Genomic DNA, 15,480 nt, shown 5'->3' on the forward strand with positions numbered 1-15,480 from the left:
ACTTTACAAAATAGAATCCCCAATAATATTTAAGTAACAGCCATCATTAAAAAACACCGTATAATTCGTTATACTCGAATATTTTGACATAAAAAAAAGACGTAATAGCTATTTATTTTGTAAACCCCAAAATAACTATTACGTCAAAAATATTCTATTTCAATACATTATAAAAACTACAATGATATATTTAAAGGATCATCTGAATAATAAAGAACCATATCTTTAATATAGTTTACAACTTCATTAACTTCTCTCTCTATATCATCTGTTCCCTCATCTAATATAGTCTTGAATTTTCCTTTGAAAAAATACACTGCCATCTTATTTAATTTTAGTGCTTTTTCTATGGAAATAACTCCTTCTTTCACACAATTTCTGCACATGTACTGATCCCTTTTAAGAAAACTACCCTCTTTAAGCATAATCTGCAAATATTCGCTAACGATATTTATACTATTTGGAAACATATCATAGTATTCTTGCAACGCTCTTGGAAGAATCTTGCTCTGTGGTCCAAAAAATATGCAGTCAAAAGCCTTTGGATACCTGAAAGCCTGCCTTGAATAACACTCCCATATACCTATGTGCTTCTCCCATATATTCTTCCATTGCGCTTCTTTATCGTGAAGCTGAGTCACATATCCCTCTAGATATACCAATTGAGCGTATACCAATAGTTCATTGAGATTGTCAAAATGTCTATACAATGTAGTCGTGCTACAATTCATCTCTTTAGCTAATCGCCTAATTGATATGCTTTCGACACCTTCTTTTTTTACAATCTCTTGCGCTTTTATAATATATTCTCTTCTACTAAAATTTCTTCCTTGAATCACCATATACACGTACCTCCGAAGAAATTATAGCATTTACTGTCTATTTTTACAACAAAATTTAAGCTGCTTCTTCTTCAGATGCTGTTTTAGTAACTATTTTCTTGATGTCCTTAACTATCATAATCACTAAAAGAGCCGCTCCGACATATCCATTCAATACGTAAACTACATTGACCAGTTTTGAAAATGGCAATTTAACTCCGACAATTAGTCCTACAACAGCTAATACTATCGTAAGTACCTTGAAATTCTTACTCTTGTCTTCTGTAAATCTTGAAGATGCTGACCAAAGTAGTGGCACTGCAGTTGTAAATATTCCACAATACACTATTATAGAAAATACTGTTGCTAGAAATGGACTTATATTACCTGACATTATTAACATAGGTATTTCACTTTTACCAACTAATTCTATAACCGAAAGAAGTCCCATAGCAACTACCCCTACTGCTATAGAAAAAAGTGTCGCACCTATAATTGCTCCCATTCCAGCTTGTTTTTTGCTGTCCGCAGTCGCTCCCATAGATGCCAAAAAGCTAGCTAACCACAACATACAAAATCCAACATAAGATGTCGCTGCCATAAACCAATTAGACGATGCCTGCATTATATTCATATCCGGAATACTTCTACTAGCCTCTCCTATATGACCGAAGTTCATAAACAATGTTATTGCTCCTACTGCTATAGACATAAATACTATAATCGGTCCTATTTTCCCTATTATATCCACTATTTTATTCAATCCCATGAGCACGACTAACGTAACTATTATAGTCATTATAGTTCCTCCAACTACTACTGGTTGACCATAATGCTGATTAAGTGTTGCTCCTGCTCCTGCAACCATTACTATGAATGATAGGTATATGAAAACTATCGAAAAATAATCATAAAAATTTCCCAATATATTGCCGCAATAGTATTTATATATATCACTACCTCTTTCAAATTGTTCTCTCTGCCCCACTGTTATAAAACTATATCCAACATACATCAATAGCAAAAGTGTAACTAAAACCCCAGCTATTCCCCAATAACCATATGATGTAAAGTATTGAAGTACCTCTTGTCCTGTTGCAAAACCTGATCCAATCAAATAAGCTATAAACGCACCTGCAAATGTAAAAACCTTTTTATAATCCATATAACCCTCCTAAATAGCTATTATATGTGCATTTTTCCTTAAAAAATATTCAGCCCGCAAAAAACAGGCTGAATATATGATTATTTCAAATAATTTCTGATTGCATTGTCAATCAAAGATTGATCAATGGTTCTATGGTCGTCAGCTATGCTCTCTTCATAAATCGGCACAGGATGATTCTTAATAAATTTATGGTAAGTTTCTATCGCGCTGTCTAATAGCATCACGCCGTTTACATCAGTCCCTCCCGAGCTACCTTTCTCGAGCATCACACTTCTATATGGAGTTTGGTTGGGTTTTAAACTACCTGCTTGTGGATGAGTCAAAAGTACATATCCATCCGAAACCATATATTTTGCCGTTGTGAGCACACCGATATAATTTTCCGCTACTTTAACATCCACGACTTTGGCGTATTTCTCACATACTTTTTTATTATTCGTAACTATAACCGCTTTACTCTCTTTATAAAACACAGGACCACCACCAATACATTATTATTCGAATACTGTTTGTTCTTCTATTTCAGTTTCTAAAGATTTCAATGCTCTTCTGACAAGTTCTTCTCTAACCTTTTTGCTATCTTTTTCTCCAAGTAATGGATTTCCTAATGGATAAGGAATACCAACAGCTGGAACTATTCTATTTGCTCCAATTGTAAGCGAAATAGGAACTACTGTAGCTATATGTGCTACTGGAATACCTACTCTCTCAATTTCTTTTACCATAGTTGCACCGCAACGCGTACAAGTGCCTCAAGTGGATGTTAATAGGACTGCATCAACCTTATCCTCTAGTAAACCCTTAGTGAATTCCTCACCAAAACGCTTTGAATTTCCAGTAGATGTCCCCGTACCCGTAGTACTGATGAAATAATTAGCTAATTCTCCAATTTCACCTGCCACTTCCATCTCTCTAAGCACATCAAGTGGTATTACTAAATTTGGATTTTCAAGCACATAGGCTCTATCATATCCACCGTGAACTGTCATAAAATCGTCTTTGCTCATAGCACTCATTCCCTCAATGCTATATTTTCCCCACTTAGTTGCACTAGATGACTCTATATGATCTGGATTTCCATGAGGTACTATTCCTCCCGATGTAACTACAGCTATCTTTAATTTACTCACATCTTTTACAGCTGGATTTGGAGCAACCTTGTCAAATGTAGGCATAGAATACTCTGTTTCAACATCTTCACCATTGCATTTTTTAACAAGTAAATCGACCGCCCTTTTTGAGCCTCTAATTTCATTGAAGTAATTTACTCTAATTCCTCTTTCAATATATCCTTCTATTGCTGGAGATAATATCTCCTCTTCTCCAACCATTTTCTTAACTAAATTTGCTATTTTTGGCATTGTCTTTTTCATACCTGCTGCTGAAATAGGTGTTTCAATTATATGCAAATCCTTTTTAAACATATCTACACCAGGATTTTCAGGATACATTCCAGTAACTACTTTTATTCCAAGCTTTTCCTCTACTGCCTTTGCAATAGTACCACAAGCTACACCGTATCTACCGGCATTAAATGCTGGTCCAGCAACAAAAACAGCTGGATTTTCGCCTTTAACCATTTCTAAAATAGTTTCTTCAGCTTGCTCTAGGTTTTCACCAAAATAATTATCACCACAAACAATTGTAGCTACTATCTCAAAGTCATCTCCAAGAAATGATGCAAGCGATGCTCCTGGGCCTACTGCACCTTTTTTAAGACTTGGTGTAATATCAGCTTTTTCTTCTCCGCCGATGCCTCCAAAAAATTGATTCAAATAATGAACTACTTTTATTTTCCCCATGATTTCCCTCCTAATATCCTCTAGCCGCTAATTTATTGTAACCATTTGCAATAGTAGATGCTATTATGATTTGAAGTTCTGCATCAAAACTTCCATCAGCATTCATACAGCCATCACTACCACCAATTTGCGACTCGATATAGTCCGTCATTCCAATAACTTTGTCCATAGCTGGAAAATGTAGCATAGCATTACCTTGCCCACAAGAAACTAAAGTATCAGCCTCTTCAACTACATCGGCTAAAGACTGTGATTTACCATCCTTACCCGGGAACTCATCTGTGATAAGTACAACCTTTGCTCCTGCTTCAGTTGCCTTTTTACAATTCATCATGAGATCAGTATCTGGATTTCCATATCCTTCCTCAGTTATAATTACTCCATCTAACCCCATAAATTCAACTAATTTTCCAACCATATCCGAGCATCTCTCTTTATCTGCAAGAAATACATTCTCATTAGTCAGTATAACGCCCATGAAATTCAAGTCTTTACCGTGTCTTTCATACAAATCATGAATAACAGGGTTATTTAAGTGGTGGAACGTAGTAACCTTGTCACAAGGAGCCACACAATTACCACTAACTATAGCTCCATCCATTATCTCAGTTGGATACATAAATGTAGGAATAAATTGCTTAGCATCCACTCCATAATAATAAGTATCATGTAATAAACCTTGAGATTGAAGCATGTGAATATATCCTATTTTAGGCAATTTAGGGTATTGTGCTATTTGTTCCTGAAGTGGTTTTGTTTCATAAGTAACTATCTCATTAGGCTCTACTTCTCTTGCAGCTTCACCAACATATGTCGCCACCTTCAAACCTACTAAACGAGCAGATTCTTCATATACATGTGTCTCTAATCCCTCTACTGGTTCTACTACTACACATAAATTAAGAGTCTTAGAAAACGGACAATAATCAGCTGCTGGACCGCTCATATCTATTACGCCTTCTTGAAAACCTACAATCTTACCGCAAGTAACTACATTCATACCAACAAGCGCATGAGTTCTTCCACTACCAACTTGTTTTACCTTATTGATAACACCTGGGAATATTTTTCCCTTCCCTGAAACCTTAACTCTTGGCTCTATAACATCTTTTACCGGTGTAATTCTAACTGACTCTCCCGGTTTAGCAATATCAATTTTCACTGATTTGATTTTGTCGTCCTCAAGAACCAAATCCTCAACTGCCTTTTTGCTTACATAAAGAGTACTACCATCAACTCTAGTCTTCTCTCCAAAGACCAAGTCTTTCACATAAATTTTCCCAATTTCTAATTTCACAAATAAACCTCCTTATTGTTATCGCGATACTTAAAAGATAAAAAAAACAAATCCATGGCATTTGTTATCGCGATACTCGCAATGTAAAAAAATAAATTTATTTGATAATTAACGCAATATAGAAGCACAGCAAGCGGCGCTATGTTATCGCGGTAATTATTTGTTATAATATTATCATAGTTTTTTAGCCTCTGCAATAACTTTTTTAAATAGTCTGAAAAAAACAAAAAAATTCTATTTAGTTTATCTATAAAAACAAAACCATACTAAATCCTCAAAAATACGAAATAGCATGGTTTTATATATATGATTTATTCTTTCAATTTAACTATATCTTACTTAACTTTAAACTTTCCTATAGCTTGATTTAATGAACTAGCTAAATCAGCCAATGATTGACTAGCTGACGAAATTTCATCCATAGATGCTGTCTGTTCTTCAACACTAGCCGCTGATTCTTCAGTACTAGCTGCATTTTCTTCTGCTATTGCAGATAATGTCTGAATAGTATCCAGTATATCAGTTTTCTTTTCCTCCATGGCCTCTCCCGACAGGTTTAAACGCTCTATGGCCTTCTCTGACATTTGTATAGCTGCATATATTTCTTTATACTTATCTTCAGTATCTCCAACACTATTGACTTGCTGTTCTATGATTTTAGTTACTCTTTCAATAGTTGTAACTGCAAGTTTTGAGCTATCTACAAGTTCTTGTACTATATCATCAATTCTCTTTGTAGACTCCGTAGATTGCTCTGCTAATTTCCTAATCTCCTCAGCAACTACAGCAAAACCTTTTCCGGCTTCTCCAGCTCTAGCTGCCTCGATTGCAGCATTCAATGCAAGTAAATTTGTCTGCTCTGCTATCGAAGCTATGACATTACTAGCCTCACCAATTTTTCCTGTATTTTCATCTGTTTTTTTAATCACATTGAAAATTTCTTTTGTTGCAGTGTCAGTTTCTTTTGCTTTATCACTCAAATCATCAACTATAACCAATCCTGCTTTGACTAGTTCAAATACATTTTCAGATGCGTTATTTAAAGCATCCATATAATCTCTGTCTTTTTCTATCAAATCTCCTAATTCTGCTGCTTGCATTGCCCCTTCAGTAGTGCTCTCGGCCTGATCAGTCGCTCCTCTTGCTATTTCCTGTATCGTACTTGCGACCTCTCCTGAAGCTATAGATACATGTCCTGCAGTTTCATTTAAATAATTTGCTGAAGACGAAACTTGATTTGAAGTAGTTTGAATTTCTCCAACTAAATTTCTAAAATTTTCTGTAAGATATTGGAATGATTCTGCCAGTAATCCAATTTCATTGTTCTTTTTCAAAAATTCAGCATCCACATTTTGGCTAAAATCACCACTAGCCAAAACTTGACCATATTTTGAAGCAACTATTACCGGTTTTATGATACGTCTTACGCTTACAAAAACTACAAAACCCAGAACTAAAATTCCTATGACATATATTATTCCCAATATTGAAGTAAACTCGTTCAATGAATTAAAAGCTTCTGACTTGTTAACTAATTGTATTATCCCCCATCCATTTATCATTATTGGTTCATAAGCAACTAAATAAGTCTCTCCATTATAATCCAATTCTTCAATATCTGCTTTTCCAGCTAGCACTTCTTCTTGAACATTTTCAAATCCTTCAATTTCAGACAATTTTATAGATTTTTTCATCAAATTAGAATCTTGAGCATATACTATCTGCCCGACCTTATTTATAAGAAAATTTGTTCCTTTTTCACCAATTTTGTAATGATTCATTATTTCAGGTATTTTTTCTAAAGAAATATCTGCAGAATAAAAACCTATTATTTCACCATTTTCTCGAATAGCTGTTATACCTGAAATTATTGTTTCACCACTACCTGCATCTACATATGGAGTTGTAAATTCAACTTTATTAGAATTTACTGCCAAATTATACCAAGGTCTAGTCCTACAATTATAATCTTTTTTAGATATTGTTCCAGTACTCTCCAAATAAAAATTAGCTCTTTCATTAGCTATCCATGAAAAATATAAATTCTCGTATGAACTTCCTACATTTGATAATGTATCGAGCACATCACCATATAATTCATGTGTTTCGATTTGATCATATGTGTCAACTTCTCTTAAATATCTCTGAACATTTTTGTCAGTTACTCCTTGTTTTACTACTTGTTCTGTTATCTCAAATATATTAGATACACTTTTATTTACTAAATCAGATTTTGTTTCAATATTATTCATTATATTTAAAGTTAATTCTGATTTTGTTTTGCTAAATACTGCGACTCCTGATGCAACAAATATAACTAATATTGAGCTAAGTACAATAGCCATCAATCTTGTTGCAATACTACCTCTTTTTTTCATATTACTCCCCCTTGTATTCGATGTTTTACTACTTTCTAACTATATCAATAATTCTAAAAAAATTAAATATTATGGACTATTTAAATAACACTTTTTGCTCAATATCTCATTTATAATTCGGTATTTTCGAATAAAAATTCACCAATCAAATATTAATACATACAAAAAGCACTAGTATTTGTTTAAAACTAAATACTAGTGCTTTTAAAATTAATTATCTTTTCTATCTACAAAAACTCAAGAAACGCTTCAAGTCTAGTCTCTATTTGTCCCTTATCAGATTGTGAATAGTCTGTAAGTACTTTCAAATATGGTATATCCAGTTCATCTGTAACCATTTGCTTTACATAATGAGACTCTACATTGAAAGTATGACATGCCTGAAGAACTATCTCTATAACTCCATCTACTTGATATTCTTTCACCATTGATCTCAAATCATCAAATCGCTTTTTGTTAGGAGACATAACCGAACAGCTTATATTCAAATACTTCTCTGCTATAGCACTTATAGGATCTATATCTTCTCTAATCATCTGAGCCTTTTCTTTTGGACCGCTACAATTTTCATAGCATACTATATCCGCTCCTAAATCCTCTATAGTCTTCAGTACTTTTTCTCGAACACCACCTGCTGGGCATCCAGTTATAAGTATTCTTGGTCTGTCCGAAGTCTTGCCTTTAAAATCAGTTTCATATCTATCTTTAATCTCATCAATATACGATCTAAGTTTACTTAATTTCTCTTCTCTATCGAACGTAAAACTAAGCCCTTCAGCAATAGCATTTATATCGTGACCAGATACTGGTGATGGATTCAATTTACCAAGTTCATACATCTCTTTGATTAAAGCTCTTTCTCTATTTCCATCAACTATAGCTTTTTTTAGATCATCTTCTGTAACCTCTATGCCAAATCTCTCTTCCAATACCTCTTTAAATCTCACAACTTCCGTTCTCCAAAAGCTTAAATCATGCTCTAAATCATATCCTGGTGGTAATTGCATAACGTGCACAGGCTTTATATCGCCTAGCAATTCATACATCTTCTTTTTACCATCACAAGTGGTTTCACCAACTATTATATCTGAAAAATAAAAATATGGACATTTGTCACTTATAGCATACCCATAACTTGATTTTATTAGAGGGCATAAATTGCTCGGAAGATCCTTCTCGGCTATCGATATAGTTTCATCACTCACTCCACATAAACCAACTGGAACAGCTCCTGCTGCATAAATGATTTCCGTAGGTGTATAAGTACAAAATATACCTGCAACTCTAGTTCCATTCTCTTTTATTTCCTTTATCTTCAAAAAACCCTGCTTTCGAGCCTCAGTAAAACTCTCAAATTCAATAGGTAAATTAGCTTTCTCCATCTTAAAATGCCCCCATTACTTATAATCTCAAATATAAAACTTCACCATTTCAGATTATCATGAGGACATTTAAGAGTAAAATCAGAAATACTTATGCATTTCTTTTTATTATTAATTTATTCTATATACTAAAATAATCCTTGAGTCAACCCGCACATTCGCTGGCAGGTTTCATCCAATCTAACTCACCATTTTTCAAGAAACAAACATGATCGCATGTACTTGCAACTAGCTCTGGATCGTGGGTCACTATAAATATGCTCTTACCCTTTCTCGCTAATTGTTTCATTAGTTTTGAAACTTCAAACATGTGATGATAATCTAAACCGCTAGTTGGTTCGTCAAACACCAAAAAATCTTTTTCAGATGCCATAGCGCATGCTATGGCTACTCGTTGTTTTTGTCCTCCTGAAAGCGACATTGGATGACATTTGTAATATTCTCTGAGATTTAAATTTTCCAAAAGTCTGCATACATAATTATCTTGAATATCTTTGCTCTCCTCTAATTTAAGCTGACCCTTCAAGCTCAAATTAATCTCTTCTTCAACGCTCTCTGTAAACAATTGGTGATTGACATCTTGCATTACCATAAAAAATTTCTTCGCTCTTTTCTTACCACAATATTTACCAGAGCTACTCTCCATATTTCCACTAGGTTTTTTCACAAGCCCGCACAGATGATTTACAAACGTCGTCTTTCCTGCACCATTATCACCTAATATAGCCATTATACTTCCCTTTGGAAACTTCATATTTTCTATATTTAGCACACATCTTTTACCGTATCTCATATAAAAATTATTTAAAACTATAGCTTCCTTTCCCTCAAATCTTTCTCCGTACGACAATGCATTGCCGTTTGACTGTCTAAGCCCCATATCATGCAATTCTTCTGACCCAATTGATTGAAATTCATCAACACTTATATCCTTCTTTATAAATCCATCTGCCATATAAATGACTCTATCTGCCACATCCATCAAATAGTGAAGCCTATGCTCCGCTATCACAATTGTTTTCCCCATAGATTTCCACTTACTTATTATATTTTTCATCTCTCCTATAGAACTTATATCTAAATTTGAAGATGGCTCATCTAAAACTAGTATTTCTGGTAACATCGCACCTACTGAACCACACGCAATCCTCTGTTTTTCTCCTCCTGACAACTCAAAGAGACTTCTATTTAATAGATGCTCCAAATTAAGTGGCTTTATTATACTATTGATTCTCTCACAAATTTGATCTGCAGGCATCCCCCTATTTTCACAGCCAAAAGCAAGTTCATCAGCAGTATCTACATTGAAAAATTGAGACCTTGGATTTTGAAATACTGAGCCGACACTTTTAGAAATTATATCCAAATCAGTCTCTCTAACATCCATACCAGAAACTTTTATTTTACCGTTCAAGTCTCCATCATAAAAATGTGGTACTAAACCATTTATAAGTCTTGTTATTGTTGTTTTTCCACAACCTGATTTACCACAAAGTAAAACAACTTGCCCTTTTGGAATTTTTAGATTTATATCGCTCAAATTTTTGTGTTTTTCAGTATTATCCGACCCCTTGTACCTAAATTCTACATTCTCAAAAGATATCATATCATCACACTCCTAAAAATTCCAAAAATAGTTATTGATGAGCATATAACTAATGCAAAAAAGTCATAAATGCCAAACCTAATCATAGCAACACTAGTCCGCTTAACTCCTACTGACAATCCTCTTGTTATAGCCGCTGCTGAAAGTTCTTCTCCTATTTTAGCTATTGATATCATAAGTGGTACAACTCTATATTCTAAATACAATCCTGGATTTCTCCAAAACTGAGCATTGCCAAATTGTATATCCCTCATTTTCATTGCCCTCTTTATAGCTGTAGATTCTTCTTTAATTGTAGGCAAAAATCTAAATACAACAGAAACTGGTATTACGAATTTTTCACTTATATGCCACTTTTTCATAGCTGCTATAAAATCTCTAACAGAAGTCGACTCTATGATATAATATCCCAACAAAAATGCTGGAAATAATCTAACCACGAGAGCTACCAAAAGCACCACTACAGCATTTATCACTGGGTGGAGCGTCCAATTCATGTGAAAAACAGCACATAATATTCCGAATACAAATAGCCCCCCGTAAATGAGGGCTACCTTGTATTGCTTGTTGTGAATTAACAGCGCTAGTGGCATCATAGCTAATACGCTCACTACTAATAAATCTCTTCCAAAAAACATAAGAGCAAGTGACATATAAGCCATAAGTAAAATTTTAGTTCTAGGATCTAAATAAAAACCTTTTGGTTTTTCAGGTTTAAAATAGACTCTTTCTACATCTTCCATTAAGCTATACCTGCTCTTTCAAAGTGTTTTCTAAGCATTTTCTTTCCTAGCATAGCTCCAATAACTGCTCCAATGAATATAAGGCCAAATGCTCCAAACATCAACCAATCTGGCATAAATGTTGCCAATTGATTTGCATATTGACTTCCCATCATTTCTTCGACACCGTCTAAATAACCATCCATAAGCCATATTGGAAGTTGAACCCCAATGCAGCCGCAACTAAATAACCAATACCCAACCAAAATCATCTTAAAATTTTGGTAATTAGCAGCTTTAAACGCAAACTCCGAAGCTAATCCAAATATGAAATAAGTGATAAATACATACCATGGATATCCCATCAAAAACCATGCAACTGACAATATCATAGCTGAAATAATTAACATCCCTGGCTTTTTTATCTTTGTTGTATAAAGCATAAATGGAATTCCTGTCATCACTGGCCATATTACAAACAAAAATGGATAAATTACTGGAATCGCAGTCAAAAGACCTACTACAAAAAATACTACCAAGTACAACGCGGTATATATACCAACATTTATCAAATCCTTGGCATTTAACCCCTTATTTTCTAATGAACTCATTACAATCTCCTCCTATTTTTCACATAAGTTACCTTAAGGTGGTGCCAGGCACCATATTAAGGTAACTTATTCTTAAGATAACTTCTTCTCTCTGGTCAAATTATTTGATTGACCAATTTTCAGACTTTCTAACCGCATCTAAAAATCTACTATACACTCCTTTTTCTGACGCAAGTTTGTCATGCTCTCCTCTTTGTACTATTTTCCCCTCCTCTATAACTACAATTTCATCAGCATTTTGTATCGTAGAAAGCTTATGTGCTATTGTTATGACAGTTTTACCTCTACTAAGTTTTGTCATTGCCTCTACTAATAGTGATTCATTTTCTGGATCTATGCTTGATGTCGCCTCATCAAATATGATAATTGGAGCATCTTTTAATATCGCCCTAGCTATTGATATTCTCTGCTTTTCTCCTCCTGAAAGCGATGAACCTCCTTCTCCTATTACAGTGTCATATCCATCCGGCAAATCCATAATAAAGTCATGGCAACAAGCACTTTTAGCTGCCGCAATGATTTCTTCATCACTTGCATTTTCACTTCCAAATGCTATATTCGCTCGTATCGTATCTCTAAATAAATACACATTTTGGAAAACCATACTGATATTGTTCATCAAATCACTATACTCATAATCTCGTATATCATTTTTTCCTATTAAAACCTTTCCTTCTGATACATCCCAAAATCTACCAATCAATTTGCACAACGTAGTCTTTCCACTTCCCGAAGGCCCTACTATCGCAGTTTTTGACTTATTTTTAACTTTAATATCAATGTTCTTGAGTATCATCTCTTTATCATATGCAAAACTAACATTCTCAAACTCTATGTCTCCATTTTTAAATCTTATAGGTGAATTTGATTCTTCAACTTCTGGAATATCCACTATTCGGTCAAGTCTTTCGAGTTGATTGTTTATTCTCATACTCAAAAATGCACTATCCCCCATATTTTCAATCTCTGAGTAAACAAAAAATGATGCTATCATATAAACTATCGCTTCATTCATATTTAAAATTCCGCTAAAATAAAGACTTCCGCTTAACACTACCATAGCTCCGCCAATTAATTTATAAACCATTTGATACCTTCTAAGAACTCCTGACATAGCCTTTTCCTGCGTATAGTCAGCATCTCTTTTTTTCTCAAACTTTGAGAGTACATCACTCTGTCCACTTTTAGCATTTACATGACTTCTAAGAACGCCTATCCCTCTTGTATATTCCATGACACTAGATATCATTTCTGCTTCAGCTTTTTCAAGTTCTAATGTATGTCTATGAGCTCTTCTTTGAACTGATTGCAAAACTATATATCCAATTACAAGCCCTACAAGCGAAAGCAATGCCATATGCCATGAATAAAACGCAAACATAATTATCATAAATGCACTCATGGCAAAAGCCCCTGTAATATTGCAAATAGTAAACATCGCATACATCTCAAGACTACCAAGTGTAGTTGTCATTATCATCTGAATATCTGAAAGTTTTGTCTCTGAAAAATATCCCATAGGTGCTTTTTTCAGTTTATTTCCTACCTCTAGCCTATAGTTCATAAATACATCATATCCAGCTGCAGTTGCAAATATATCTACTAACCACTGAAAAATAAATCTGCCTATTACTGATATCAGCTCTATGAAAAATGCATTTTTTACTACATCCATGCTCAAATTTTGCAAGTTAAATATCACATAAAAGACTCCCATGAACATGCCTGCCATACTAAATGACTTTAGTACATTGCAAAATAATCCGATCAGTACTCTAGATTTGTATTCTCCGCTCAAATCCAGAATACGTTTTATTGTACTCGTCATATCTAGCTAACCTCCCTTTGCATATTTTCATACTCGCTCCACATATTTTGATATAAACTGCACGATTTCATGAGCTCTTTGTGACTTCCACTTTGAACAATTCGTCCTCCGTCTACTACCAATATTTGATCTGCATTCACTATAGTAGACAATCTATGAGCAACTACTACCATAGTTTTTCCGCGAACCATTTTATTTATAGACTCTTGAATCAAATAATCAGTCTCAGGATCGGCATAAGCAGTGGCTTCATCCAATATTATAGTAGGCGCATCTTTAAGTATCGCTCTCGCAAGCGTTATTCTCTGACGCTCCCCGCCGGAAAGTAATCCCCCAGCATCTCCAACCATAGTTTCATATCCATTAGGTAAACTTATTATAAAATCATGACAATTCGAAATCTTACAAGCTCGCTCAACATCATCTTTGCTAGCACTTGGATTTGCTATTTTCAAGTTTTCAAGTATGCTCTTATTAAATAGAAAATTATCTTGAGCTACGTAACTCATATGCTTGACAAAAGAGTCTGCATTTAGAGCTCTCATATCCTTATCTGCATAAGTAACTTTTCCCTTATTAGGTTGCCAGAATCCAGCCATAAGTTTCGCTATAGTTGATTTACCAGAACCAGATGGCCCAACTATTGCAGTCATTTCACCCGACTTAGCAATAAATGAAACATCTTTCAAAACTGGCTTATCTTCATATGAAAACTCAACATTTTCAAAATTAAATCCACCACTTAAATCATCTACATTCTCCTTGCCCGAAATCATCTCTTCCTGATCTAAAAACTCACCTATAAACGATGTACTTGCATTTATAAAACTGAATTCATCTGTAAATACCGCTAGTTTTAGCATTGGTCCAACAAATGCTATTGGAAGAACTATACAGAGTATAAAACTGTTAATTTCTAACTCTCCTGACATGAGCAAATAAGCTCCCGCTGGCAATGTAGTAAGAAGTGTCGACGGCATTATAGCCTTAGCTGCTGAATTAAAAAACCAGCAGGATTTCCACCATTCCATAGTAGTATCGTGAAAATAAATAACAGAATCCGAAAATTTCTTGTAAGAACTCCCCTCTTTAGAAAATGCTTTTATAACCTCTATGCCGTTTATATACTCGACTAAATTTGCATTCATCTCATTTGATGAATCGGTATACCTCTGCATCTTTTTCTTATAACCTGGTATCACTCCTAGATAACATAGCATTCCCATCGGTATGGTAAGCATAGATATTACTCCCATCTTCCAATTAATAGTAAATAGATATACTATAATTACAAGTGGAGCTATAATATTTGCAGTCATCTCAGGTATAATATGTGCTAAAGAATCCTCTAATTTTGATACTTGATCCACAATTAAATTTTTCCACTCTCCGATGCTCCTATTTAGTACATCTCCCATTGGAATTTTCATCATCTTCTGTGTCAGCTCTAATCTGATATTTTTAAGTATTCCAAAAGCTGTCTCATGTGAAAGCATAGTAGATTTCCAAGTAAGTGCAAATTTTAATGCATGAGATGCAATTACTAAAAATACCAATTTGTAAAGACTAGTTACCTCCAATGAATTCTCATACAATTTAAAAATTATTTGACTAACCACATAGTATGGAACTAATCCAACTATTTCACCCAAAATTGCCAAAAAAATAGACATAATCATTTTAGGCTTTTTTTCTTTTATGAAATACATTAAAAACTTTAGTGATGATAAATCCTGTAGCCGTACGTTACTATCTTCTTTTGACATCAATATCCCCCTTCTCCGCTTATGATAACTTAGTTATCACATCTACAAAATAATAATAGATAACTTGAAAGCGCATTGATAACTTAGTTATCTATTTAG

12 protein-coding genes are annotated in these 15,480 nt (G+C 34.2%); all 12 read right to left on the reverse strand.

The genetic code is table 11. The annotated features are described in order from the left end of the window. Nucleotides 1-176 precede the first annotated feature (176 nt). The 12 genes from N4A40_03140 to N4A40_03195 all read right to left on the reverse strand — a co-directional run bounded on the left by N4A40_03140 (nt 177) and on the right by N4A40_03195 (nt 15,381). On the reverse strand, nt 177-842 hold the full coding sequence (locus N4A40_03140; protein ID MCT4660830.1) for a TetR/AcrR family transcriptional regulator: 666 nt from the start codon (nt 840-842) through the stop codon (nt 177-179). 55 nt (nt 843-897) lie between these two features. Then, nucleotides 898-1,986 carry a hypothetical protein gene (locus N4A40_03145; protein MCT4660831.1) on the reverse strand — a complete coding sequence of 363 codons (1,089 nt, stop codon included), beginning with the start codon at nt 1,984-1,986 and terminating at the stop codon, nt 898-900. A gap of 80 nt (nt 1,987-2,066) precedes the next feature. Next, on the reverse strand, nt 2,067-2,462 hold the full coding sequence (locus tag N4A40_03150) for a GrdX family protein (protein ID MCT4660832.1): 396 nt from the start codon (nt 2,460-2,462) through the stop codon (nt 2,067-2,069). Nucleotides 2,463-2,483: 21 nt separating this feature from the next. Beyond that, nucleotides 2,484-3,791 carry a sarcosine reductase complex component B subunit beta gene (grdF, locus tag N4A40_03155; GenBank protein ID MCT4660833.1) on the reverse strand — a complete coding sequence of 436 codons (1,308 nt, stop codon included), beginning with the start codon at nt 3,789-3,791 and terminating at the stop codon, nt 2,484-2,486. Between the two features lie 10 nt (nt 3,792-3,801). Further along, nucleotides 3,802-5,088, reverse strand: coding sequence for a sarcosine reductase complex component B subunit alpha (grdG, locus tag N4A40_03160; protein MCT4660834.1), 1,287 nt, complete (start codon nt 5,086-5,088; stop codon nt 3,802-3,804). Nucleotides 5,089-5,423: 335 nt separating this feature from the next. After that, nucleotides 5,424-7,466: a methyl-accepting chemotaxis protein gene (locus N4A40_03165; protein ID MCT4660835.1), complete on the reverse strand. Its 2,043-nt coding sequence runs from the start codon at nt 7,464-7,466 to the stop codon at nt 5,424-5,426. A gap of 227 nt (nt 7,467-7,693) precedes the next feature. Next, complete coding sequence (locus N4A40_03170; GenBank protein ID MCT4660836.1) at nt 7,694-8,848, reverse strand: double-cubane-cluster-containing anaerobic reductase; 1,155 nt, start codon at nt 8,846-8,848, stop codon at nt 7,694-7,696. Between the two features lie 145 nt (nt 8,849-8,993). After that, entirely contained in the window at nt 8,994-10,454 is a 1,461-nt protein-coding gene (locus N4A40_03175; protein ID MCT4660837.1) for an ABC transporter ATP-binding protein, read from the reverse strand. Beyond that, nucleotides 10,451-11,197 carry an energy-coupling factor transporter transmembrane protein EcfT gene (locus tag N4A40_03180; GenBank protein ID MCT4660838.1) on the reverse strand — a complete coding sequence of 249 codons (747 nt, stop codon included), beginning with the start codon at nt 11,195-11,197 and terminating at the stop codon, nt 10,451-10,453. Before N4A40_03180 ends, N4A40_03175 begins: the two co-directional genes overlap by 4 nt. Continuing rightward, on the reverse strand, nt 11,197-11,787 hold the full coding sequence (locus N4A40_03185) for an MptD family putative ECF transporter S component (protein ID MCT4660839.1): 591 nt from the start codon (nt 11,785-11,787) through the stop codon (nt 11,197-11,199). The genes N4A40_03180 and N4A40_03185 overlap by 1 nt, the downstream gene beginning before the upstream one ends. Before the next feature lie 100 nt (nt 11,788-11,887). Beyond that, nucleotides 11,888-13,615 (reverse strand): ABC transporter ATP-binding protein/permease, encoded by a 1,728-nt coding sequence (locus tag N4A40_03190; GenBank protein MCT4660840.1) that lies wholly within the window; start codon nt 13,613-13,615, stop codon nt 11,888-11,890. Nucleotides 13,616-13,617: 2 nt separating this feature from the next. Continuing rightward, on the reverse strand, nt 13,618-15,381 hold the full coding sequence (locus N4A40_03195; GenBank protein MCT4660841.1) for an ABC transporter ATP-binding protein/permease: 1,764 nt from the start codon (nt 15,379-15,381) through the stop codon (nt 13,618-13,620). Between the last annotated feature and the right edge of the window lie 99 nt (nt 15,382-15,480).

Source organism: Tissierellales bacterium, assembly GCA_025210965.1.
Lineage (GTDB): Bacteria > Bacillota > Clostridia > Tissierellales > JAOAQY01 > JAOAQY01.

Coding starts and splice junctions, on each gene's coding strand:
- N4A40_03175 (MCT4660837.1), bottom strand. CDS start 10,454: ATGATATCTTTTGAGAATGTAGAATTTAGGTACAAGGGGTCGGATAAT.
- N4A40_03165 (MCT4660835.1), bottom strand. CDS start 7,466: ATGAAAAAAAGAGGTAGTATTGCAACAAGATTGATGGCTATTGTACTT.
- N4A40_03140 (MCT4660830.1), bottom strand. CDS start 842: ATGGTGATTCAAGGAAGAAATTTTAGTAGAAGAGAATATATTATAAAA.
- N4A40_03185 (MCT4660839.1), bottom strand. CDS start 11,787: ATGAGTTCATTAGAAAATAAGGGGTTAAATGCCAAGGATTTGATAAAT.
- N4A40_03145 (MCT4660831.1), bottom strand. CDS start 1,986: ATGGATTATAAAAAGGTTTTTACATTTGCAGGTGCGTTTATAGCTTAT.
- N4A40_03190 (MCT4660840.1), bottom strand. CDS start 13,615: ATGACGAGTACAATAAAACGTATTCTGGATTTGAGCGGAGAATACAAA.
- N4A40_03195 (MCT4660841.1), bottom strand. CDS start 15,381: ATGTCAAAAGAAGATAGTAACGTACGGCTACAGGATTTATCATCACTA.
- N4A40_03180 (MCT4660838.1), bottom strand. CDS start 11,197: ATGGAAGATGTAGAAAGAGTCTATTTTAAACCTGAAAAACCAAAAGGT.
- N4A40_03170 (MCT4660836.1), bottom strand. CDS start 8,848: ATGGAGAAAGCTAATTTACCTATTGAATTTGAGAGTTTTACTGAGGCT.